We start from the raw sequence: 22826 nt of genomic DNA on the forward strand, positions 1-22826 counted from the left end.
CCGTTGCGCTGTCGTGGCCTGACCCTTGCGCTCTTGAATAGCCTGCCGCGCGACAATCGTGGATTAACGCCCGATTCGTCGCGCTTTTTGCGTGTTTGTTGACTGCCGCCCCCGCGCAGAATAAGCCTCGTTAGAATTTTGCCGAAAACCCGGCGCGGGGACCATGGCCGACAACAGCAGCGACGAGGAAAAGACCGAAGACCCCACGCCGCGACGCCTGGAAAAGGCGCGGGAGGAGGGGCAGGTTGCACGCTCGCGCGAACTTTCCACCTTCCTGATGCTGCTTGGCGGCGTCATCGGCCTGTGGACGATGGGCGGCATGCTTTACGATCAGCTCGGGCTGGTCATGGAACAATCGTTCATTTTCGATCGCGGCATCACTTTCGACACGGCGCGGATGATGTCCAGTGTCTGGGTGCTCGGCAGCAACACGCTATTCGCGCTGATCCCGTTGTTTCTGCTGCTGGCGGTCATTGCGATCGTCGCCCCCGCGCTGCTCGGCGGCTGGCTGATTTCCGGCAAGTCGCTGCAACCCAAGTTTTCCAAGCTCAACCCCGCGAAGGGGTTGAAGAAGATGGTCTCGACCCAGGCGCTGGCCGAACTGGCCAAGGCCGTCGCCAAGTCGCTGCTCACCGGCAGCGTGGCGTTCGTCTTCCTGTGGTACAAGCGCGACGAGTTCCTGGGACTGATGAACCAGCCGGTCCAGCAGGCCTTCTATCACGCCATGCAGCTGACGGCGATATGCAGCGGCTTGATCGTGCTGTCGCTGGTGGTGGTGATTCTGATCGATGTGCCTTATCAGTTGTGGAGTCACAACAAGCAACTGCGCATGACCAAGGACGAGATCAAGAAGGAGCACAAGGAATCCGAAGGCGACCCGCAGGTCAAGGGTCGCATCCGCCAGCAGCAGCAGGCGATGGCGCGCGGGCGGATGATGAGCAAGGTGCCCGAGGCCGACGTGATCGTCACCAACCCCACGCATTATGCGGTCGCGCTGAGCTATCGCGACAGCGATATGGGGGCGCCGCGGGTCGTCGCCAAGGGCGCCGATGCGGTGGCCGCGCGCATCCGCGAGATCGGCGACGAGCACCGCATTCCGCGCCTGGAGGCCCCGCCACTGGCGCGGGCGCTGTACCGGCATGTCGATCTCGACCGGGAGATCCCGGCCGATCTGTACACCGCGGTCGCCGAAGTACTGGCGTGGGCGTTTCGTCTGCGTCAGGTGCGCCAGGAGGGCGGCGAGATGCCCGAGCCGCCGCGCGATATCCAGGTGCCCGTTGAAATGGCGGATAGCCCCCACGATGCCTCTTCCCGCGAGGAAACGCGATGAGTTTGATGAATACCCTGGGCCAGAACTGGCTGGGCAACGTCCCCATGAAGCTGCTGGCCGGGCCGGTGCTGATCATCATGATTCTGTCGATGATGATCCTGCCGCTGCCGCCGTTCGCCCTGGACATGTTCTTCACCTTCAACATCGCGCTGGCGATCATGGTGCTGCTGGTCAGCATGTTCACCAGCAAGCCGCTGGATTTCGCGGCCTTCCCGGCGGTGCTGCTGTTCACCACCTTGCTGCGACTGTCGCTCAACGTCGCTTCGACCCGGGTGGTGCTGATGGAGGGCAATGAGGGGGGCGATGCGGCGGGCAAGGTGATCGAGGCGTTCGGCGAGTTCCTGATCGGCGGCAACTTCGCGGTGGGTCTGGTGGTATTCCTGATTCTGGTGGTCATCAACTTCATGGTCATCACCAAGGGGGCCGGTCGTATCGCCGAGGTCGGTGCGCGCTTCACCCTGGATTCCATGCCCGGCAAGCAGATGGCCATCGATGCCGACTTGAACGCCGGGCTGATCGGCGAGGAGGACGCCAAGCAACGGCGCGCCGAGATCGCCCAGGAGTCCGACTTCTACGGCTCGATGGACGGTGCCAGCAAGTTCGTGCGTGGCGACGCCGTGGCCGGCCTGATCATCATGGTCGTCAATCTGATCGGCGGACTGCTGATCGGCATGATGCAGTATGACATGGCCTTCGGCGCTGCGGCACGTACCTACACCTTGCTGACCATCGGCGACGGCCTGGTCGCGCAGATTCCGGCCTTGGTGATCTCGACCGCGGCGGGCGTCACCGTCTCGAGGGTCAACACCGAGCAGGATGTCGGCCAGCAGATGATGGGCCAGCTGTTCAACAATCCCCACGTGCTGATTCTGTCGGCCTGTGTAATGGGTCTGCTGGGCCTGGTACCGGGCATGCCCAACTTCGTATTCCTGCTGTTCAGCGTGGCGCTCGGCGCGCTGGCCTGGTGGATGATTCGCCAGCGCGAGAACAAGCTCGCCGAAGAGGTCGTCAACAAGCAGCCGGTAACGACACCCGACGTGCCCGAAGCCAGTTGGGACGATGTCCAGCTGGTCGATACCCTGGGGCTCGAGGTCGGCCATCGGCTGATTCCGCTGGTCGATCATCGCCAGGATGGCGAGCTGCTGGGACGGATCAAGAGCGTGCGCAAGAAGTTCGCCCAGGAGGTCGGCTTCCTGCCGCCGGTGGTGCATATTCGCGACAATCTGGAGCTCGGTCCCAACCAGTACGTGATCACTCTCAAGGGCGTCGAGGTCGGACGCGCCGAAGCCTATCCCGGCAAGTGGCTGGCGATCGACCCGGGCCAGGTTTCGGGCCATCTCGAGGGCGCGCCCACCCAGGACCCGGCGTTCGGCCTGCCGGCGGTGTGGATCGACGGCAGTCAGCGTGAACAGGCGCAGATCTATGGCTATACCGTGGTCGATGCCGGTACGGTGGTGGCGACGCACCTCAACCACCTGCTGCACGAGCACGCCGGCGACATGCTCGGCCGTCACGAGACGCAGCAGCTGCTCGACAAGCTGGGCGAGGACAACAAGGCGCTGGTCGAGGATGTGGTGCCCAAGCTGGTGTCGCTGACCGTCTTGCAGCGGCTGTTGCAGAACCTGCTCGAGGAGGAGGTCTCGATTCGCGACCTGCGAACCATCCTCGATACCCTGGCCGAACACGCCACCGCGCAGAGCGATGTCCACGACCTGACCTCGGTGGTGCGCATGGCGTTGGGACGGGCGATTACCCAGCAATGGTTCCCGGGCAACAGCGAGCTGCATGTGATTGGCCTGGACGCCAACCTGGAACAGGTGCTCGGTCAGGCGATGAACGGCGGCGGGGCGATCGAGCCCGGGCTGGCCGATACCCTGATGCAGCAGACCGAGGCCGGGCTGGCCCGCCAGGAGGCGCTGGGCGAGCCGCCCGTGCTGGTCGTGACGCCGTCGCTGCGCCCGCTGCTGGCGCGCTTTTTGCGCCGCCGCCTGCGTCACCTGGTGGTGATGTCGCAGGCCGAGATTCCGGATGACCGCACGATTCGAGTAACCACGCTGATCGGAGGCGTTGATGAGCGTTAGACGTTTCATAGCTGCCAACAGCCGCGATGCGATGCGCCAGGTGCGCGCCGCACTGGGCGAAGACGCCTTGATCCTGGCCAATCGCCGCGTCGATGCCGGGGTCGAGATACTCGCCCTGGCCGAAGAGCCGGGGCCGGCGGATGCCTTGCCCGTCGAACGCCAAGCCGCACCCCGCGAACCGCAGGCCGGCGCGGCCAGCAGTGCCGCGCGGGCCTATCTGCCCGAGCGCCAGGCTTCCCAGTCGCCGCCTGTGCCGTCGCGACCCGCGCCGGTGGCGTCCGTCACGCCTGCCGCTGCTCAGCCGGCCCCCGCGGGGAACCAGGACCAGGGCCCGCCGGGCGATTTCGCCGCCTTCAGCGCACGCCTGCTCGACGAGATGCAGGATCTGCGCATGCTGATCGCCGACCGGCAGGCCCGCCAGGAACCCGCGGCGGGCGAGGCGGACAAGGAGGACAACCGCCACCGGCTCAATTGCCGGTTGCAGAATGCCGGCTTCGGCAATGCGCTGGCGCGTGAACTGCTCGACGCGCTGCCCGGCGAGCTGGTTCATGGCGACCCGTCCGGGGCCGCCGCCTGGTTGCATCGTCAGCTCGGCGGGCGCCTCGAGGTGCTCGAGGACGAAGCCGGCCTGCTCGATCAGGGTGGTGTGTTCGCGCTGCTCGGGCCCACCGGAATCGGCAAGACCACGACCACCGCCAAGCTGGCGGCGCGCTACGTCATGCGCCACGGCGCCGGCGGGGTCGCGCTGATCACCACCGACAGCTATCGTGTCGGCGCCCACGAACAGCTGCGTATCTATGCCCGGTTGCTGGGCGTCGAGGTCCACGCGCTGGCCGACGACGCGCCGCTCGGCGAATTGCTGGCGCAGCTCGACGACAAGCGCCTGGTGATCATCGATACCGTCGGCATGAGCCAGCGCGATCAGCGCCTGGTCGGCCAGGTGGCGATGCTCGGCGAATCGAGCCAAAACGCACCGCGCCCGGTCCGCCGCCTGCTGCTGCTCAATGCCGCCAGTCATGGCGAAACCCTCGACGAGGTGGTGGAAACCTATCAACGCGCCTCGCTCGCCGCGGGGGCGCCGCTCTACGGGGCGATCCTGACCAAGGTCGACGAGGCCCCGCGGCTCGGTGCGGTACTGGATATCGCCATACGCCACGGGTTGCGTCTGCATTACGTCTCGCAGGGTCAGCAGGTACCCGAGGATCTGCAGCTTGCCGATCGCCAGGCGCTGGTCGACCAGGCCCTGGCGGTGGGCGACGACTCGGCCTTCAGCGGCGACCCGCTGGAGTGGCAGCGCACTTCATCGCCCCGACGCTGGAAAAGCTTGTCGCGCGGCCTGTTCAGCCAGGGACGCAACCTGGCGACGCTGTTCGCCCGCCTGCGCGAGCACGTCGGCGGCTTTGCCCAGCTCGAATCGGCCTGGCCGTGGCTGGGTTATCCGCTGCAGGCCCAGCAGCAACAGCTGCCGCGGCTGCACGCGGCCTGGCGCGGCGATGGCGGTGAAAGCGCAGCGTTCGGCAGCGAGCCTTCACATGGCCTGCTGTGGCCGCGCAGTGCCGCGGTCAAGGGCAGCGACTGGTACTTGCCGGCCGTGCCGCTCAACAGCGAGGGGCTGGCGCAGACGCTGCCCTGGGCGACGCATCATCAGCCCGCCGGCGAGTCGCAGAAGCTGCACTTTGCTGCGCGGCTGGGACTGCACATGCAATGGCTGCCGCGCTGCCCGGTGGCAGCGACGCGCCATGAACTCGACGTAGCAGGCGTGCGTTGGGTGGCCACGACGCAGGCCAACACCCGGGTCAGCGTCGACGGCGTGCGCCACAAGCTGGCGGCACTGGCAGCCCACGCCACGCCCGAGGCGAGTCGAACATGCCGTTACCGCGGTCGCAGCGTCCGACTCAAGAGCGCTCGGTTGGCCGTGGCGCTGGATTCCCCGGATTCGCTCACGGCCTGGTTCGTCAACCTGAGCGACCCGGATAGCGGGCGCTCGCTGGCGCATCGCTACTGGTTGATGCCGTCGGGCGATGCCGCGAACGGTCTCGCGGCCTTTGCCGCCCAGCTGGCCCATGAAGAACTGCCGCTGCTGGCGCGTCGCGCCTGGCAGTGGCTGGCACCCTCGCAGGCGATGCGCGTGGATGACGAGCTGCGTGTGTGGATCGCCACCGCGCTGGCGTCGCTGGCGATCCGGCTCGATCAGGAGCAGGCCGACTGGGCGGTGGACGTCCGCGGCCAGCTGCTGAGCATGCTCGGCAGTGGTCGCAAGCGCAGTGCCCAGGCGCTGCTCGAGGCGCTTTGGTATCTATTCACTGCCCGCGACGCCTTGCTGCAGGTGAGCGGTCAGAGACGGGATGACAGGACTCAACCGTGAGCCAGATCGATCAAGCGGCCGGCTTGCGGCGCTGGGCGCAGGCCGGGCTTGGCAGCCAGCCCGAGCAACACCAGGAGCTGGAGACGAAGGCGACCGTGGCCCCGGCCGTTGCGTCGCGGGTGCTGATGATCGTTGGCCTGGCGGGCGGTGAGAATGCCTCGCTGCAACCGGTGCATGACGCCTTGCAGCGCTGGCGCGAACAGGGTCAGCGCTGGGTGGGTGAGCCCGAGCAATGGCGATTGGTGCCGATCGCTGTCGACAGCCCGCATCTTGCCACGCTGCTGGGTCAGCAGGGGCACTGGGCGCTGTGGGTAGGCGGCGAGGGCGACGGCTTTCGTCGTGCCTATCGCACGCTCAAGCGGCTGGCTCAACGTGGTGGTCCCAAGCGCTTGCTGCTGGTGCATCCGCCGTTTGCCTCGCGAGCGGGGTTGCTGAGCAACCTTCAGCAGGCCGCGGCCGAGTTTCTGGGCCTCGAACTCTGGATCGTGCCGCTGCCGCGGCGTCCGCGGCTCCCCTCCGAGGCATCGCGATGAGCGCTCGACGCTCGGCGCGGCGCGACCTGCGGCGGCTGTCGGGCGTTGCGTTGACGAGTCTGTGGTTGACGAGCCTGGGGTTGCCGGCTGTCTTTTCTGCGCCCGTCAGCGCCGGGGCGGCCGGTAGCTGGGTCGGCGACGCGCCGAGCGTCAGGCTCTATACGCCGGGGCGCGAGGTCGTCTCCCAGCCATTCCTACCGCCTGGGACGCCCATGAGTGCCGAGATCACGTCCGTTAGCTGGCGGTTTACCCCGCCGCCGGGTAGCGCGCGACTGGAAACCCGGCTGTGTCATCCGCAGCGCTGCCTGTGGCTCGCCACCCCGCGCGGGCAGAGCAGGGCCTTGGCCGGGCTGGCCGCCACCGGGCCCTTCGTGATGCGCTTTCGCCTGCCCGAATCGGCACGCCCATCGGCGCCGCTGCGGATCGAAGGGTTACAGCTGATCGTCAACTATCACTGAGAGAGTGCTTACAAAGTGCCTGCGCTCGCCAATACTGCGTTAAAAACATCCTCGTTCGCGAGCCCGGTCAATATGCTCATTTAACCTCTTGTAAACTCCGCTATTTCGTCTGCTTTTGCCTTGTTTTGCCTTCGCTCGCCTACTTTGTAAACACCCTCTAAAGCACAACGCATCGCTAAAAGCTTGAATAACCTTTCACGAAATGGGGTATTCATCGCTTGGCGCGGGACGGCGCGGAGTAATAATCCCACCATCGGTAGCCGCTTTGGTGCTGCCACGGTCACACAGGTTCCAGACGCGGAATGTATACGGCACAAGGTAAGATCGATCAGCATGCTTTGCTCGACCAGTATCTGCCGGTTGTCAGGCGCCAGGCGCTGGCGCTGCAGGTAAGGCTGCCGGCCAGCGTTGATCTCGATGACCTGATCCAGGCCGGAATGGTTGGCTTGCTCGATGCGCTGGGACGCTACAACGCCGACCAGGGGGCAAGCTTCACCACCTATGCCAGCCAGCGCATACGCGGATCGATGATCGATGAGCTGCGCAGCCGCGACTGGGTGCCGCGTAGCGTGCGGCGTAACGCGCGGGAGATCGACGAGGCTACCCGGCGTCTCGAACAGCAACTCGGGCGTCCCGCCGAGGAGCGCGAGATTGCCGATCATCTATCGCTGAGTCTCGCTGACTATCATCAGCGACTGGCCGATACCAACGGTGGCCACCTGCTCGGCTTCGAGGACTTGATCGAGGAGAGCGGCGAGCCGGAGGGGGGCGAGTCGTCACCGAAATCGCCTTTCGATGCGCTGGTAAGCAACGAGCAGCGGGCGCGTCTGGTGGCAGCCATCGACAAGCTACCGGAGCGCGAAAAGCTGCTGCTGGGGCTGTACTATCAGGAAGAACTCAACCTCAAGGAGATTGGCGCGGTACTCGGCGTCAGCGAGTCGCGAGTCTGCCAGTTGCATAGCCAGGCGGTAGCCCGGCTGCGCGGCCAGCTGGCTTCCGACGAGGCGCAAGCGTCGCTGTGACGCGGTACTAGTCGACTGTGCCCGAGGCACGCAGTCGACGAATCTGCGCGGCGAAATTCGCCGCCACCTTGTCCCAGCTTGCTCCCAGCGCGCGCACCAGCGCCGGATAACCGTCCTTTGCGAGCGGAGTGCTGGCCGAGAAGTTGCGCTCGAGCAGCAGATCGCCGTTCGCTGCTCGCAACTGCCAGTAGCCGCTGGCCATGCCTACGCCCTGGTAATGGCCCTGGAACTGCTCGACATTGACTTGCAGATGCAGGGCTTCGGGGGGGTCGCCTTCCACGAGAATTCGCGTGTCGGGAAGTTCCGCGGCGAGCCGTTGACGCAGCCCCCGGCCGAGTTGCTGGTCGAGTGCCTCGGCCCATTGGTGACTGCTGGCCTGGCGTAGGCGAATCGCGTCGGGTTGCAGCACGATACCCGGGTTGTCGAGATAGCCTGCTACGCTCACCCGGTCGATGACCAGACTGTAGTCTGGCGTCGCGGCGTCAGACGGGCCCACCCCGGACACTGCGTCATTCATCGGGGCAGGCAAGGTATAGCGTTCGGTGGTCGGCGAGCCGGCGCAACCCGCCAGGGCGAACAGTGCGCCAACCATCAGCGCCCCGCGTAATCTGCGTGTCATGTCTTTGCTCCTTGACTTGGCCTTGCGCTCAGCGCCCGGGCGCCCGGGGCACCGGATCCGGCCCCGGACTGCGATCGAAGATCAGTGCATTGGGATTGTCGCTGAGCGTCTCGGCCAATGGCTGCAGCTGGCGTACCAGTTTCTCGATGCTCTGCAGCGTAGCGTTGAGTTCGCGGTAGGCCGGCGAGTCCGGGGAGAGACCCTTGAGCGTGCGCTGCAGCTGCTTCAATGACTCGTTGACATTGCCGGGTATTGCGCGTGTCGCCGGATCCTCCAGCATAGCCTTGAGCGATTCGGCGCTCGCGCGGACTTCCTCGAGGGTTGCCTGCGAGGTGGCCATGGTGCGATCGAGCTTGTCGAGAATCGGCTCGACCTGCAACTCGTTGAGCTTGTCGAGCAGGTTCGAGACCTTCTGCTCGATCTGCGCAAAGCCCCCCGACGTGGTGGGGAAGACGGTGCGCTTCTCGAAGGTCTCCGGGGTGTACTCGCCAGCCAGCTCCTTGTTGAAGTTGAGATCGACGAACAGTGCGCCGGTGAGCAGGTTGCCGGCCTTGAGCGAGGCGCGCAGGCCGTACTCGAACAGCTTCTTGAAGCGCTGTTCCCACTCATCCAGATCAACGGGCTGGTCATCGAGGGTCAGCCGCTGTGGCTCGATGCGGATCAATACCGGAATCGCGAAGCGCTGGCGAGTCTCCGGCTGCGGCGCCGTGAAGCGCCAGGGAACGCTGACCACCGTGCCGACGCGCACCCCCCGGTATTCGACCGGTGAGCCCTTCGACAGGCCGCGCACGGTGTCGTCGACCAGCAGCACATACTCCAGATTGCGGTTGTAGGTGCCCTGGAGGGCGTCCTCCTCATTGGCATAGAGCGTATAGGTGCTGTCCGGCTTGGCCTTGGCCCCCGGCGGAATGTCCTCGGGAATGCCGAACGTCACACCACCGCCGACCAGCGTTTCCAGCGATTCCAGCTGGACGTTGACCCCTTCGGAACTGAGCTTGACGTTGATGCCTGAGGCCGACCAGAAGCGAGTGGTTTCGGTGATCAATACGTCATAGGGCGATTCGATGAACAGACGATGGCGCATTTCCCGATCCTGCGGGTCGAACGAGGCATCCTCGACACGGCCCACGGTGAAGCCCTGGTAAGTGACCGGGTCGCCGACCCGCAGCGAGCTGCCCAGCTTGCTGACCAGATTGATACGAATGCCCTTGGCGCCGGGCGGTGCGACCGGTGGCTGGTCGAGGACGGTGAACTGATATTGCGGTTTATCGCTCTGACCGGGCTGCAACTGAATATAGGCCCCCGACAGCACGGTATTCAGCCCGCTGATGCCCTCACGGCCGATACGCGGCTTGACTACCCAGAAGCGGCTGCCGGCATTGAGCATGCGTTCGGCATCCTCGCTCATGCGGGCGGTGACCACGGTATGCGAGAGATCATCCGAAAGGCGTACGTTCTTGACCCGCCCGACCTCGACATTACGCGTCTTGATCAGCGTCTTGCCCGCTTCGATGCCTTCCGCGGTGGGCATCTCGAGGGTGATTTCGGGGCCCCGCCGGCTGGCGTTGTCGTAGACCAGCCACAGGCCGATCAGCACTGCCACCAGTGGTACGATCCAGATCGGTGAAATGCGCGACTGAACATGACGTTGGGCGCGATGCGCTTCAGGCATGAGGGGATTCCTTGGCGGGAACGGGCGGCTGCCACAGCAGGCGCGGATCGAAAGTGATGGCGGCAAGCATGGTCAATACCACGACCGACATGAAGGCCAGCGCGGCCGGCCCCGGGGTGATCGACATCAGTCTGCCGGCGCGAATCAGGGCGACCAGAATCGCCACCACGAAGACGTCGACCATCGACCAGCGGCCGATGAACTCGGTCAGCCGATAGAGCCGGGTTCGCACGATGCGGTGATAGCCGCCGCTGCGGCGCACGGCGATGCACAGCCAGCCGAGGGCGAGCAATTTGCCGACCGGCACCAGAATGCTGGCGACGAAGATCACCGTGGCGACCGGATAGGAGCCCATCTGCCAGAGCTGGATCACGCCGCCGATGATCGTCGACGGGTTGGCTTCGCCAAGGTAAGTGGTGGTCATGATCGGGTAGATGTTGGCCGGCAGATACAGGATCGTCGCCGTGACGAGCAGGGCCCAGGTCCGCTGCAGGCTTCGCGGCTGACGTGCGTGCAGCGCTTCGCCGCAGCGTCGACAGCGTCCGCGTCCGTGGCCATCGAGCGCATTGACCAGGCCGCAGGTCTGGCAGCCGGCCAGACCCTGCTCGGCGGCCGGAGCGCCGGTGCGGCTGTGTTCGGGCGCGAGCGGTTCGCCGGCCAGCGAGAACCACATCCAGTCGCTGTCGAGCGATTGCGTGGTCAGCAACAGCAGGATGGCGAACAGGCAGAAGGCCCAGAACGAGACGCCCAGGCTGACTTCGGCGAGGCCGGCCACCTTGATCAAGCTGACCAGCGCACCGATGATGAACACGTCGGCCATCATCCACGGGTGCAGATGGCTCAGCGAGCGCGCGATGCCGCGGCTGAAGGGCAGCGGTTCGCGACTCAGCAGGCCGAGCTGCAGCCAGGCGACGCAGGCAAGATAGAGGGCCGGCAGCACGGCGACGCTCAGCGCCACGCTGATGGCCACCCATGGCTGGCTGTAGCCGACCAGGCTGCGTACGGTCTGGGCCAGCTCGATGCGGTTGCTAATGCCGCTGACCTCGAAACTGATGAAGGGGAAGGACAGCGCGACGATCAGCGCAACCAGCGCTGCCAGCGAAAGCGCCAGGCTGCGCTGTGCCGGTCGATTGTGACGCTGGGCGAGACTATGGCCACAGCGCGGACAGTCTGCCTTCTGCCCCGGGCTCAGCGGCGGCAGCGCCACCAGCCAGTCGCACTCGTGGCAGGCACGCAGCCGGCGCCGGCTCGGGCGTGGCGAACCAGCGCCGCTATCCGTCAGCGTATCGGGCGGTTGCGTATCGGCGGTCACCGTGTCAGCGTCCTGTGGCGATGAGTGTTCTCATTCATGCGAACCAGTGTAACCGCTTAGTGTCCATGGTCGAACAGCGTTCATCGTTTGCCGTCGCCAAGTGGCGCGACTCGGTCCCCTCGTCAGCTCGACTGCAATTGCCCTGCGAGCCCGGGCCGGGCGCTGGTCCTGCTCGGGCAACTCGGGCATCATGCCGCCGGACGTTCCACGAGCCGGATCATCGAAGTCATGCGTTAACAAAGGGAGGCGAGCTTGCTACTTGCGATCGGTGCTGTCGTTCTGGGGTTGGTGTTGCTGGTATGGAGTGCCGATCGTTTCGTCGACGGCGCGGCTGCCACGGCGGGGCACCTGGGCCTGCCGTCGCTGTTGATCGGCATCCTGGTGATCGGTTTCGGTACCTCGGCCCCCGAGATGATGGTATCGGCACTCGCCGCCTGGCAGGGTAATCCGGGGCTGGCGCTGGGTAATGCCTACGGCTCGAACATCACCAATATCGGGCTGATTCTCGGCCTCGTGGCGCTGCTCAGTCCGCTGACGGTACACTCGCAGGTCATCCGCCAGGAGTTGCCGCTGCTGGGGGGCGCCACCTTGATTTCCGGCTGGCTACTGCTGGATGCCCAGGTCACGCGCCTCGATGGCTGGCTGCTGCTGGTGCTGCTGGTAGGGGTCATGGGGTTCAGCATCTGGCGCGCCCGCAGTGGCGCTACCGATGCGCTGATGGTGGGTACCGAGTCCTCGCTCGCCGAGCACCCGATGACGCTGCGCGCCGGCATCCTCTGGACGCTAGCCGGCCTGGTGGTATTGATCGCCAGTTCGCGGCTGCTGGTCTGGGGGGCGGTGCAGATCGCTCAGGCGTTCGGCGTCAGCGATCTGGTCATCGGCCTGACTGTGGTCGCGGTGGGCACCTCGCTTCCCGAGCTGGCCTCGTCGATCAGTGCGTTGCGCAAGAACGAGCACGACCTGGTGCTGGGCAACGTGGTGGGTTCCAACCTGTTCAATTCGCTGGCCGTGGTGGGGCTGGCCGGGGTGATCACGCCGATCGATGCCGAACGTGCGGTGATCCTGCGCGACTGGCCGGTGATGGCGGTGCTGACCCTGGCGGTGCTGATATTCGGCATCGGTTGGCGAGGGCGTCAGGGGCGAATCAATCGTTTCGAAGGCGGCGCACTGCTGCTCGTCTATCTGGCCTACAACGCCTATCTGATCAGCAGCGAAATGGTCTGATCACCCGCTTCGATCGTCAGCGAGCCCACCTTGCGCCGGGTTCCATGCCCGGCGCAGTCGTGTCCAGATTTATCGCCCCGTTCTTGATCTGCGTCAACTCGACGCGCCCGTTAAGACTTAAGTCGGTTTCGTGGGCGGCGTATCATGTCCTCGTGCCAGCGGCGATTGCCAGTGTCTGAGGCTCGCAATGAGCGTCTGCTTGGCTAGCCTGTGGTGAGTCGCACCAGCGCACGGCGACCGGCTGCAAGGCTTGGGTTAATGGGGCTGCTGCATCGGTGGCGGCCCTGACTTCAGACGGATTAGGAGTGGACATGGAACTTGATCCGGTCTTCCTGTCGCGATTGCAATTCGCGTTTGTCGTAACCTTTCATGCCATCTTTCCGGTCTTCACGATCGGCCTGGCCTCCTACCTGGCGCTGCTCTATGGCCTGCTCGTCAAGACCGGCAACCCGGCCTGGGAGCGCCTGGCAGAATTCTGGACCAAGGTCTTCGCGGTCGTGTTCGGCATGGGGGTGGTGTCGGGCATCGTCATGGCCTTTCAGTTCGGGACCAACTGGAGCAACTTCTCCCAGGCAGCCTCGAATTTCATCGGCCCGCTGCTCAGTTACGAGGTGGTCACGGCGTTCTTTCTCGAGGCCGGCTTCCTCGGCGTGCTGCTGTTCGGTCGCGAGCGGGTATCGCCCAAGGTGCACCTGTTCGCGGCGATCATGGTGGCCCTGGGGACGCTCATCTCGTCGTTCTGGATCCTCTCGGCCAACAGCTGGATGCAGACCCCCGCCGGCTTCGAAATGCGCGAGGGCATGGTCCACGTGACGTCCTGGGTGGAGGCGATCTTCAACCCCTCGTTCCCGTATCGCTTCGCGCACATGGTGATGGCCTCGTTTCTGACCGGTGGCTTCGTGGTCTGCGGGGTCAGCGCCTGGTATCTGCTGCGCGGGCATGACGTCGAGGCCAATCGCAAGGCGCTGTCGATGTCGCTGTGGCTACTGCTGTTCGCGGCCCCGGCCCAGGCGGTCATCGGCGACATGCACGGTACCAACACGCTGGAGTATCAACCGAGCAAGATCGCGGCCATCGAGGGGATCTGGGAAACCGAATCATCGGTGCCGCTATTGCTGTTCGCCGTGCCGGATCAGGCCAATCAGACCAATGACTTTGCCGTGGGTATTCCCAAGCTGGCCAGCCTGATCCTCACTCGCGACCCGAACGGCGAACTCCCGGGGCTCAACGAGATCCCCCGCGACCAGCAGCCGCCGGTGTGGATCACCTTCTATTCGTTTCGCATCATGGTCGGGCTGGGCGTATTGATGATTGCGTTCGCGGTCGCCGGCCTGTTGCTGCGGCGCGGCGGTCGGATCTATCACAATCGCTTCTTCCTTCAGGGGCTGCGGCTGATGGCGATCTCGCCGTTCATCGCCGTGAGCGCTGGCTGGTTCGTGACCGAAACGGGCCGTGCGCCATGGCTCATCTATGGCGTGATGACCCAGGCCGAAGCGGTGACGCCGTCGCTTACCGGCTGGATGGCATTGACGACGCTGATCGGCTACATCCTGGTCTATGCCGTGGTCTTCATCGCCGGGCTCTATTACCTGGGTCGGGTGATCCGCCAGGGCATGGTCGAAGGCGACGTCGATGACGTGACACGCGCCATGCGCCCGATGTCGGCCTCTCACGTGCCGTTCGACGACGGTCAGTATCAAGCCCCCAACGCCGCTTCCAGGAGCTGAAACCATGCTGGGAACTATCGATCTTTCGCTGATCTGGGCCGCGATCATCGCCTTTGGCGTCATCATGTACGTGCTGATGGACGGCTTCGACCTGGGTGTGGGCCTGCTCTTTCCGTTCGCCCCGGATGAAGAGGCGCGCGACGTGATGATGAACTCGGTGGCGCCGATCTGGGATGGCAACGAGACCTGGCTGGTGCTCGGCGGAGCCGGGTTGATCGGCGCCTTTCCGCTGGTTTACACGATCCTGTTGCCGGCGCTCTATCTCGGGGTGTTCCTGATGCTGGCGGGGCTGATCTTCCGTGGCATCGCCTTCGAATTCCGCTTCAAGGCGCGCAGTTCCAAGAAATGGTGGAACGTCGCCTTCGCCGGGGGCTCGGCGGTCGCCACCTTCGCCCAGGGGGCGGTGGTCGGCGCCTACATTCAGGGCTTCGAGACCCAGGACCGGATCTACACCGGTGGCGCCTTCGACTGGTTGACGCCGTTCTCGGTACTCACCGGCCTGGGCATGCTGGCCGGTTTCGCGTTGCTCGGCGCGACCTGGGTGGCAATGAAGACCGAGGGTTACATCCAGCGCTGGGCGCGCGGTCTGGTGGTCAAGCTGCTGCTCGCGGTGCTTGCGGTGTTCGTGGTGGTCAGTCTGTGGACGCCCTTCATCAATGCCGATGTCTGGACCCGCTGGTTTGATCATCTACAGGTCATCTGGCTGCTGCCGGCGCTGGCGCTGGGCTGTGCGGCGCTGATCTGGTGGGGCGCCAAGCGCGAGCGCGATATCCTGCCGTTCGTCGCCACCATGGGGCTGTTCATCTTCACTTACCTGGGCCTGCTGGTGAGCCGCTGGCCGTACGTGGTGCCGCCGGACTACACCCTCTGGGACGCCGCTTCGGCACCCGAATCGCAGCTGTTTCTGCTGGTCGGGGTGTTGTTCGTGATCCCGATCATCCTCGGCTATACCGCCTGGTCCTATTGGGTGTTCCGCGGCAAGGTGCGTCCTGGCGAGGGTTACCATTGAGCGGTCGGCTGAACGACACGGCATGCTAGATCCGCAGCTCACCAATCGCCGCTGGCTTCGCGAGCTGTCGGGCAGCGTCCGCGGCTGGCTGGGCCTGGCGGGCGCCGCCGGCATTCTGGCCGGCCTGTGCACGATCGTGCAGATGGGCTTGCTGGCCTGGCTGGTCGACCAGTTGGTGACTCATGCCAGCGCGCCCGCGGCGTTGGGGTGGGCGTTCTTCGGGCTGATCGGCGTGCTGGTATTGCGCGCCGTGGCGCAATGGGTCCAGGAGCGCGCCAGCGCCGAGGCCAGCCTGAGGATCCGCGCCCGGGTGCGCGGCGAACTGCTCGAGCATCTCGCTGCGTTGGGCCCGGTGCGCCTCGGCGATCGTCATTCGGCGGGGCTCGGCCAGCAGCTGGTCGAGCAGGTCGAGGCGCTGGACGGTTACTTCGCGCGCTTTCTGCCGCAGATGCGCCTGACGACGGTCCTGCCGCTGGTGATCCTGGCGGTGGTGGCCTCGCTCGACTGGCTGGCGGCGGCGCTGCTGCTGCTGGCGGCGCCATTGATTCCGCTGTTCATGGCGCTGGTGGGGATGGGCGCCGAACGCCTCAATCGCGAGCAGTTCGTCGCCGTGACCCGGCTGGCGGGGCACTTTCTCGACCGGGTGCGCGGGGTGACCACGCTGCAACTGTTCAACCGTACCGCCGACAGCATCAACGAAGTGCATGCCGCCGCCGACGACTATCGCCGGCGCAGCCTGCGCACGCTGCGCCTGGCGTTCCTGTCATCGGCGGTGCTCGAATTCTTCGCCTCGGTGGCGATCGCCATGGTGGCGATCTACATCGGCTTCGGCCTGCTCGGCTACATTGCTTACGGTCCTGCCGATGCGCTGACCCTGTTCAGCGGTCTGTTCGTGCTGCTGCTGGCGCCGGAATTCTTCCAGCCGCTGCGTACGCTGTCGCAGCATTATCATGACCGCGCCGCCGCGCTGGGGGCTGCCGACGGCCTGCTCGCGCTGCTCAAGGAGCCGCTACCCCAGGGCCACCGGGCAGGCGCGTCGCGCGCCGAACCTGGCCACGTTGGGAATGACCACGTTGGCATTGGCTACGCCGCGGATGGCCATGGCGCGTCTATCGCCTTGCGCGGGGTGACAATCGCCCATCCCGGGCGCGGCCGGGTGCTGGGGCCGCTCGATCTCGAGATCGCCGCCGGCGAGTGCGTGGCGCTGATCGGGCCGTCGGGCAGCGGCAAGTCGAGCCTGCTGCAGTTGCTGGCCGGCTTCATCGAGGCCGACAGCGGCACGCTGACGATCGGCGCTAGCGGGCGTATCGCCTGGATGGACCAGCGCCCATGGCTCATTCAGGGCACGCTGGCTGACAATCTGCGTCTCGCCGCGCCGCGGGCCAGCGACGCCGAACTGTGGGCGGCCCTCCGGCGGGCCGGGCTGGGCGAGCTGGTCGGTGGGTTGCCGGAGGGCCTGGCGACGCCGCTCGGCGAGCGCGGCTACGGTTTTTCCGGCGGCCAGGCCCAGCGCCTGGCACTGGCCCGGGTCTTTCTCGCGCGGGCATCGCTGGTACTGCTCGACGAGCCCACGGCGAGCCTTGACAGCGAGACCCAGGGGGGGGTCGTCGACGGCCTGCGCGAGTTGATGGCGAGCGGCGCCACGGTCGTCGTCGCGACCCACCAGCAGGCGTTGATGAGCATGGCCGGTCGGCGCATCGAATTGAGCCACCAGGCCCGGCGACAGGAGATCGGCCATGACGCCTCGGCCTGAGCCGTCACTGCGCGACGATTTCGCCCCCTGGTTGCGGCGCCTGGGTCGGCGGCGCTGGCGATTGGGTGCCGGGGCACTGCTGATGGCGCTGACCGTCGCTGCGGGGATCGGCCTGCTGGCGCTGTCGGGCTGGTTCATCACCGCCACGGCGGTCACCGGGGTGTTGCTCGCCGCCGGCGCGGCGGCGACGCTGGACGTCTACGTGCCGGGCGCGGGCATTCGTCTGTTCGCCGTGACCCGCACGGTGGCGCGCTACTGCGAACGGCTCTACAACCACGACAGCGTACTGCGGGTGCTGGCCGAGCTGCGCGCCGGCATGTTCTCGGTGCTCACCCGCCTCGACGGAAGGACGCTGTCGCAACTGCGCGCCTCGGAATGGCTCAACCGGCTGACCGCCGACATCGATACCCTCGATGGGCTCTATCTGCGCCTGCTGGCGCCGCCGTTGGTGGCGGCGCTGGCAATCGGCGGGGTCGGGACGCTGCTGGGCCTTTTCGTGCCGGGCATCGCGCTGGCGGTGGTCGCCCCGCTGGGGGCGCTGTGGCTGTGGCTGGTGTTCGGCCAGGCGTGGCTCGGCATGGCCCCGGCGAGGCGTCGGGTGGCCAGCCAGGACCGGCTGCGCGGTCGGGTGATCGAGCAGCTCCAGGGGCTTTCCGAGCTGCGCTGCTACGGCACGCTGGCCAGCCATCGCCAGGCGCTGCTCGAGGAGCAGGCGGCGCTTTACGCCGACCAGCGTCGCCTTGCCGGTCGTCAGGCGCTGGGCAGCGCGCTGGCCAATCTGGTGGTCGGCCTGTGCGTGGTGCTGGCGCTGTGGCTGGCGGCGCATGGCCAGGCTGACGGACGCATCAGCGGCGCGGTGATGGTGATGATGCCGCTGGCCATATTGGCGCTCAACGAGGCGGTGGGCGGCCTGCCCCAGGCGTTCACCCAACTGGGTGCGACCCGCGCCGCGGCACGTCGGCTCAACGAGCTGGCGAGCCGGCAGGGTACGCTGCGTGAACCCGCAACACCGATCGACGCGCCGGCCGGCACGCCGACCGTCGTGCTTGACGCGGTTAGCGTGCGCTATCCCGGCGCACTCGTCTCGGCGCTGGATGCGTTGACGCTGCGCCTCGAGCCCGGCGAGCGGCTGGCGGTGCTGGGTGCGTCGGGGGCCGGCAAGTCGACGCTCGGTCAGTTGCTGGTTCGCCAGCTCGACCCGACGGCGGGGGCGGTGACCTACAACGGCATCGACCTGCGCGACATGCCGCTGAGCGCGCTGCGCGCCCGGGTGGGTTACCTGACCCAGCACAGCGAGCTGTTCCAGGCCAGCCTGGCGGACAACCTGCGCCTGGCCGATCCCGACGCGAACGAGGCGGCGCTTTGGCGCGTGCTCGACGTCGTCGACCTGGCCGATTGGGCGCGGGACTTGCCCGATGGGCTGGACACCTGGGTCGGCGAATCCGGCCGCCAGGTCTCGGGTGGTCAGGCACGGCGCATCGCGCTGGCGCGGGTACTGCTCAAGGCCCCCGAACTGGTGGTTCTCGACGAACCCTTCAGCGGCCTCGACGCGGCGACGGCAGAGCGTATCGCCGGGCGTCTGGACCGCTGGCTCGCGGGCCGCAGCGTGGTGTTTCTGGCCCACGCCGCGGACGGCCTGCCGGGCGTCACCCAAGCCATCGAACTGGTCGCCGGACGAGCCAGCGAATGATTTTGCGCAAACGGTCTACTCGGGCAAGATAAGCGGACACCGTTTTCGGGAGTTCGCTATGCGCGATTGGTTGGAATCCCTGCCCAAGGCCGAGTTGCACCTGCATATCGAGGGCTCGCTGGAGCCCGAGCTGATGTTCGATCTGGCCGAACGCAATGGCGTGTCGCTGGTCTACGACTCGGTCGAGGCGGTCCGGGCCGCCTACGCCTTCGACGATCTTCAAGCGTTTCTCGATCTTTACTATCAGGGCATGGCGGTATTGCGTACGGTCGATGACTTCGACGACCTGGCGATGGCCTATCTCCGCCGCGCCCACGCCGAGGGCGTGGTGCACGTCGAGCTGTCCTTCGATCCCCAGGCGCATCTGCTGCGCGGAGTGAGCCTGGCGACCCAGATCGAGGGCCTGCGCCGGGCGATGCGCCGCGCTGCCCGCGAGCTGGATCTGTCCACCGCGCTGATCATGAGCTTTCTGCGCGATAGGCCGGCGGCGGAGGCCATGCAGGTGCTCGAGCAGGCCAATTCCCACCTCGAACTGATCGACGCCGTGGGGCTCGACAGCGCCGAGCGCGGCAATCCGCCCGGCCAGTTCGCCGAGGTCTTCGCCCGCGCCCGGGATCTGGGCCTGGCGCGGGTCGCCCACGCCGGCGAGGAAGGCCCGGCGAGCTACATTAGTGAAGCGCTGGACAGCCTCGGTGTCGGTCGCATCGATCATGGCGTATGCTGCCTCGAGGACCCAGCGCTGGTTGCCCGATTGCGCGAGGCGCAGATCCCGTTGACCGTCTGTCCGCTGTCCAACGTGCGTCTCAAGGTGGTCGAGGCGATGAGCGATCATCCGCTGCCGGCATTGCTCGATGCCGGGCTCAAGCTGACCGTCAATTCCGACGATCCGGCGTACTTCGGCGGTGGCGTGCTTGACAACTATCTGGCCTGCCACGAGGCGTTCGGCTGGGACGAAGCGGTATTCAAGGGGCTGGCACGCAATGCCATCGAAGTGGCCTACATGGACGACGCCCGGCGTCTCGAACTGCTGGCCCGTATCGACGCGCTCTGAGGGAACATTGCTACATGTTTGCGCGGACTAGGCGCCACGCAGCCAGCCACGACAGTTGAGAGCAAGCTTCTCTCATCTGCCTGGGCGTGGTCTTCGTGGGAACGAATTTATTTGCGATTAATGTAGCCAGGTCCATCGGGAATGAACTCCCTTCCCCTATAATCGCGCCCGGTAGGGCGCTATCCAATGCCAGGGAGTCACCTCGTTGAGAACGCTAGTGATCGTTCGTTCACTCAAGATGGGAGGCATGGAACGAGTTGCGGTCAACCTTGCCGATGCCTTCGCCGAGGCGGGCTGTGAAAGCCACTTGCTGACTCTCCGCCGCCATCGGGCTCCACTGGTGCCCGAAAACGCCACGGTGCAGATTCATCACCTGCCCATCGTGAGCTGGAACCGGTTGACGGTGGTTGGTCTGCTCATCGAATGGCTATCCCGGCTATTTCTCAACCCGCTCCTGCGTCGCTCACACTTCGTCTGGACCGGCTGGCTCGGCGGCCCCTTGTTCCGCTTCTGGCTCAGGCGTTTCGAGAAGCGGCATGGGCGTGTCGACCGCCTGATCTTTCGAGGCCGGGGCACCTTCGAGATGGTGTGGAACTTCCGCGACGAGCGTCTACGCTTCGTGCTCGAGAACATCGTGAGGCCCGAACAGCGCAACTTGAAATCACGCCTTTTTGCGCGCTGCCTCTATCAGGACAATCATCTTGTTGCCGTTTCCGACGGCGTACGCAAGACGCTGGAAGTCGGTGAGCGCATCTGGGGTTTTTCACCGCGTTCGCTTCAGACAATCGTCAACCCATGCCCGATCGCCAGCATTCAGCGCATGATGAATGAGCCCGACGGCGACATACCCGACAGCCCGTATATCATCAACGTCGCGCGGCTGACCAAGGCCAAGGATCATCCATTGTTGATCCGGGCTTATGCCCGGGCGGGCATCGCCGAGCAGCTGGTCATCATCGGCGAGGGGCCCGAACGCCCGACTATCGAAAAGCTGATTGCCGAGCTTGGCCTTGAAGATCGGGTCATTCTCGCTGGCCACCGGCTTAACCCCTACCCCTGGCTGAGGCAGGCGCGCCTGTTCGTGCTGAGTTCACGCTTTGAAGGGATGGGCATCGTGCTGTTCGAAGCCTTGGCATGCGCTACGCCGGTGTTGTCGGTGGACTGCCAAGGCGGTGTCCGCCAGATTCTCAAGGGGCCTCTCGAATCCTCGCTGGTACCCCGTGAGGAACAAGCCCTGGCCGAGGGCATCCTGAAGGCCATGCACGGCGACAAGCCTGCCATCGACATGGCTTGGCTGGATGAGTTCGAGCCCAGGAGAGTAGCTCAGCGCTTTTTGGATACGCCCTGAACAACCTTGCCATGACAATGGTCGGGCCCACGCACTGCTTTATCGAGCGGTCTCTGGTCCCTTCAAAATCGGCCTTGGCCTATTTTAAACCAGTGTCCTGATTTCGGGGTCCACTATACTTTTGTGGGAGGGGCTCTAGCCCCGAAGGCGGCTGCCCCGTAGCTAGAACTGCTGCAGGGCATCGCGATAGCCGAGGTACTCCTTGCGGCGTTCCTGCAGGCGGCTGGCCATGCCGAAATCATCCTCGCGCTTGGCGTTGTCCTCGGCGATCTCGAGCTGCTTGATGGCGCGCTCGACATGCCCGGTCAGTTGCAACGTCTCGGCGCGGGCCAGCAGCCCCCAGGTCTTGTGGCCGCTGCGCCCGGCGGCCTCGGCGAGCAGGTCGTAGACGCGCGGATTCTCCGGCTGCTGGCGGCTCAGTTCGCGCAGTGCGGCGAAGGCTTGGTCAGGGGCACGCTGCAGCAGCACACGGGCGCGCACCAGTTGCGCCGGCAGGTAGTCGGGGGTCAGTCGCAGGATGCGCTCGCTGCGGGTCAGGGCACTGTCGTAGCGGCTGGCGTCGAGGGCGATCTGCGCGGCGCTGGCGGGAATCAGGGTCAGGTCGGGCCACTTTTCTGCCAGGCTGTCGAGCTGGGCGAGGGCGGCATCGACGCGGTTGCCCTGCGCGGCGATCAGCGCCTCGAGGTAGTCGATCGCTGCCTGGGGCGGGTCGTCCTGGCGCAGCTCGGTCATCGCCTGGGCCGGATTGTCGCCGTTGAGGCCGAGCAGCGCACGGGCGCGGATCATCGCGTAGGATGGGTCGTCGGCGTCACGAGACGCCGCCCGCGAAACCTGGAACTGATCGGCACGCGCCTGGGTATCGCTGATACGCGACTCGGTGACCGGGTGAGTAAGTAGAAATTCCGGCGGGTTACCGCCCTGCAGGCTGGTCAGGCGCTGCATGGCACGGAACATCGCCGGCATCGCTTCGGGGTCGAAGCCGGCCTCGGCCATCGCCTCGAGACCGACACGGTCGGCTTCCTGCTCGAAGCGCCGCGAGTAAGCCAACTGGTCCTGAATGAAGGCGGCCTGCGAGCCCATCATTGCGGCCACCCCGGCATTGCCGGCACCACCGGCGGCGAGCACCATGGCGGCGAGCATCGCCGCCATGGTCGGTAGCTGGGTCTCCTCGGCACGCTCCATGCGTCGCGCGTAGTGGCGCTGCGACAGATGGCCGAGTTCGTGGGCGAGCACCGAGGCAAAGGCGTCCTCGGTATTGGCGAAGGCGAACAGGCCTTGGTTGACGCCGATCACCCCGCCCGGCACGGCGAAGGCGTTGAGCATTCGGCTGTCGACCAGGGTGACCGTCCAGTCGAGGTCGCCGACATTGCTGTAGGGCAGCAGCCGGGCAATCAGCGATTCGGCGTAGGTGTCGACGATCGGGTCCTGCCAGGTCTGGGTCTGGGCGCGGAACTGGCGCAGCCAGGCGCGCCCCAGCCGGTATTCCTCGCCGCCCGAGACGCTGCCCCCGCCGCTGCCCAGCGCGGGCAGCGAGTCACCGCCGGCCTGAGCGATCGGTAGCGGGGTGAAGGCCAGCAGTCCTGCCAGCAGCCCTGACTTCACGACACTCGGCATCGTCTTCCTCGTCGTCTC

The 22826-nt window shown here is 65.9% G+C and carries 17 protein-coding genes; 13 read left to right on the forward strand and 4 right to left on the reverse strand.

Going from position 1 to position 22826, the window contains the following annotated elements:
• Positions 1-163: 163 nt before the first annotated feature.
• The 6 genes from flhB to HALZIN_RS0105425 all read left to right on the forward strand — a co-directional run bounded on the left by flhB (position 164) and on the right by HALZIN_RS0105425 (position 7789).
• Positions 164-1330, forward strand: coding sequence for a flagellar biosynthesis protein FlhB (gene flhB, locus HALZIN_RS0105400; RefSeq protein WP_031383215.1), 1167 nt, complete (start codon positions 164-166; stop codon positions 1328-1330).
• Positions 1327-3411: a flagellar biosynthesis protein FlhA gene (flhA, locus tag HALZIN_RS0105405; RefSeq protein ID WP_150113083.1), complete on the forward strand. Its 2085-nt coding sequence runs from the start codon at positions 1327-1329 to the stop codon at positions 3409-3411. Before flhB ends, flhA begins: the two co-directional genes overlap by 4 nt.
• Positions 3401-5776 carry a flagellar biosynthesis GTPase FlhF gene (gene flhF / locus HALZIN_RS0105410; RefSeq protein WP_031383217.1) on the forward strand — a complete coding sequence of 792 codons (2376 nt, stop codon included), beginning with the start codon at positions 3401-3403 and terminating at the stop codon, positions 5774-5776. Before flhA ends, flhF begins: the two co-directional genes overlap by 11 nt.
• Positions 5773-6309, forward strand: coding sequence for a hypothetical protein (locus tag HALZIN_RS0105415; protein ID WP_031383218.1), 537 nt, complete (start codon positions 5773-5775; stop codon positions 6307-6309). The genes flhF and HALZIN_RS0105415 overlap by 4 nt, the downstream gene beginning before the upstream one ends.
• A complete protein-coding gene (locus HALZIN_RS17405) occupies positions 6306-6767 on the forward strand; it encodes a flagellar protein FlhE (protein WP_084173376.1) in 462 nt (153 codons plus the stop codon). The genes HALZIN_RS0105415 and HALZIN_RS17405 overlap by 4 nt, the downstream gene beginning before the upstream one ends.
• Positions 6768-7069: 302 nt before the next feature.
• On the forward strand, positions 7070-7789 hold the full coding sequence (locus tag HALZIN_RS0105425; protein WP_031383220.1) for an RNA polymerase sigma factor FliA: 720 nt from the start codon (positions 7070-7072) through the stop codon (positions 7787-7789).
• A gap of 7 nt (positions 7790-7796) precedes the next feature.
• Here HALZIN_RS0105425 and HALZIN_RS0105430 read toward each other — a convergent pair whose 3' ends face one another.
• Genes HALZIN_RS0105430 through HALZIN_RS0105440 form a run of 3 tightly spaced genes read right to left on the reverse strand, consistent with a single transcriptional unit; the run spans position 7797 to position 11392 of the window.
• Positions 7797-8408, reverse strand: coding sequence for a PqiC family protein (locus HALZIN_RS0105430; protein ID WP_031383221.1), 612 nt, complete (start codon positions 8406-8408; stop codon positions 7797-7799).
• A gap of 28 nt (positions 8409-8436) precedes the next feature.
• Positions 8437-10080, reverse strand: a complete 1644-nt coding sequence (gene pqiB / locus HALZIN_RS0105435; protein ID WP_031383222.1) for an intermembrane transport protein PqiB — start codon at positions 10078-10080, stop codon at positions 8437-8439.
• Positions 10073-11392, reverse strand: a complete 1320-nt coding sequence (locus tag HALZIN_RS0105440) for a PqiA/YebS family transporter subunit (RefSeq protein ID WP_084173378.1) — start codon at positions 11390-11392, stop codon at positions 10073-10075. Before HALZIN_RS0105440 ends, pqiB begins: the two co-directional genes overlap by 8 nt.
• Before the next feature lie 252 nt (positions 11393-11644).
• Here HALZIN_RS0105440 and HALZIN_RS0105445 point away from each other — a divergent pair, with 252 nt between their 5' ends.
• The 7 genes from HALZIN_RS0105445 (at position 11645) to HALZIN_RS0105475 (ending at position 21194) form a co-directional block, all read left to right on the forward strand.
• Entirely contained in the window at positions 11645-12616 is a 972-nt protein-coding gene (locus HALZIN_RS0105445; protein ID WP_031383224.1) for a calcium/sodium antiporter, read from the forward strand.
• A 311-nt stretch (positions 12617-12927) separates the two neighbouring features.
• Positions 12928-14343 (forward strand): cytochrome ubiquinol oxidase subunit I, encoded by a 1416-nt coding sequence (locus HALZIN_RS0105450; protein ID WP_031383225.1) that lies wholly within the window; start codon positions 12928-12930, stop codon positions 14341-14343.
• A 4-nt stretch (positions 14344-14347) separates the two neighbouring features.
• On the forward strand, positions 14348-15352 hold the full coding sequence (cydB, locus tag HALZIN_RS0105455; protein WP_031383226.1) for a cytochrome d ubiquinol oxidase subunit II: 1005 nt from the start codon (positions 14348-14350) through the stop codon (positions 15350-15352).
• A 22-nt stretch (positions 15353-15374) separates the two neighbouring features.
• Positions 15375-17105, forward strand: a complete 1731-nt coding sequence (cydD, locus tag HALZIN_RS0105460) for a thiol reductant ABC exporter subunit CydD (RefSeq protein ID WP_031383227.1) — start codon at positions 15375-15377, stop codon at positions 17103-17105.
• Entirely contained in the window at positions 17089-18795 is a 1707-nt protein-coding gene (gene cydC / locus HALZIN_RS0105465) for a thiol reductant ABC exporter subunit CydC (RefSeq protein WP_031383228.1), read from the forward strand. Before cydD ends, cydC begins: the two co-directional genes overlap by 17 nt.
• Positions 18796-18853: 58 nt before the next feature.
• Positions 18854-19846 carry an adenosine deaminase gene (locus HALZIN_RS0105470; protein ID WP_031383229.1) on the forward strand — a complete coding sequence of 331 codons (993 nt, stop codon included), beginning with the start codon at positions 18854-18856 and terminating at the stop codon, positions 19844-19846.
• 247 nt (positions 19847-20093) lie between these two features.
• Positions 20094-21194 carry a glycosyltransferase gene (locus HALZIN_RS0105475; RefSeq protein WP_231663871.1) on the forward strand — a complete coding sequence of 367 codons (1101 nt, stop codon included), beginning with the start codon at positions 20094-20096 and terminating at the stop codon, positions 21192-21194.
• A gap of 162 nt (positions 21195-21356) precedes the next feature.
• Here the strand turns inward: HALZIN_RS0105475 and HALZIN_RS0105480 are convergent, their stop codons facing one another.
• A complete protein-coding gene (locus HALZIN_RS0105480) occupies positions 21357-22808 on the reverse strand; it encodes a M48 family metalloprotease (RefSeq protein WP_031383231.1) in 1452 nt (483 codons plus the stop codon).
• Positions 22809-22826 lie beyond the last annotated feature (18 nt).

The organism is Halomonas zincidurans B6, assembly GCF_000731955.1.
In the GTDB taxonomy this organism is placed as follows: domain Bacteria; phylum Pseudomonadota; class Gammaproteobacteria; order Pseudomonadales; family Halomonadaceae; genus Modicisalibacter; species Modicisalibacter zincidurans.

What these genes read in the sequence shown, in the direction of transcription:
- flhB (WP_031383215.1), top strand. Translation starts at nt 164, where the DNA reads ATGGCCGACAACAGCAGCGACGAGGAAAAGACCGAAGACCCCACGCCG.
- flhA (WP_150113083.1), top strand. Translation starts at nt 1,327, where the DNA reads ATGAGTTTGATGAATACCCTGGGCCAGAACTGGCTGGGCAACGTCCCC.
- flhF (WP_031383217.1), top strand. Translation starts at nt 3,401, where the DNA reads ATGAGCGTTAGACGTTTCATAGCTGCCAACAGCCGCGATGCGATGCGC.
- HALZIN_RS17405 (WP_084173376.1), top strand. Translation starts at nt 6,306, where the DNA reads ATGAGCGCTCGACGCTCGGCGCGGCGCGACCTGCGGCGGCTGTCGGGC.
- HALZIN_RS0105425 (WP_031383220.1), top strand. Translation starts at nt 7,070, where the DNA reads ATGTATACGGCACAAGGTAAGATCGATCAGCATGCTTTGCTCGACCAG.
- HALZIN_RS0105430 (WP_031383221.1), bottom strand. Translation starts at nt 8,408, where the DNA reads ATGACACGCAGATTACGCGGGGCGCTGATGGTTGGCGCACTGTTCGCC.
- pqiB (WP_031383222.1), bottom strand. Translation starts at nt 10,080, where the DNA reads ATGCCTGAAGCGCATCGCGCCCAACGTCATGTTCAGTCGCGCATTTCA.
- HALZIN_RS0105450 (WP_031383225.1), top strand. Translation starts at nt 12,928, where the DNA reads ATGGAACTTGATCCGGTCTTCCTGTCGCGATTGCAATTCGCGTTTGTC.
- cydB (WP_031383226.1), top strand. Translation starts at nt 14,348, where the DNA reads ATGCTGGGAACTATCGATCTTTCGCTGATCTGGGCCGCGATCATCGCC.
- cydD (WP_031383227.1), top strand. Translation starts at nt 15,375, where the DNA reads ATGCTAGATCCGCAGCTCACCAATCGCCGCTGGCTTCGCGAGCTGTCG.
- cydC (WP_031383228.1), top strand. Translation starts at nt 17,089, where the DNA reads ATGACGCCTCGGCCTGAGCCGTCACTGCGCGACGATTTCGCCCCCTGG.
- HALZIN_RS0105470 (WP_031383229.1), top strand. Translation starts at nt 18,854, where the DNA reads ATGCGCGATTGGTTGGAATCCCTGCCCAAGGCCGAGTTGCACCTGCAT.
- HALZIN_RS0105475 (WP_231663871.1), top strand. Translation starts at nt 20,094, where the DNA reads ATGGAACGAGTTGCGGTCAACCTTGCCGATGCCTTCGCCGAGGCGGGC.
- HALZIN_RS0105480 (WP_031383231.1), bottom strand. Translation starts at nt 22,808, where the DNA reads ATGCCGAGTGTCGTGAAGTCAGGGCTGCTGGCAGGACTGCTGGCCTTC.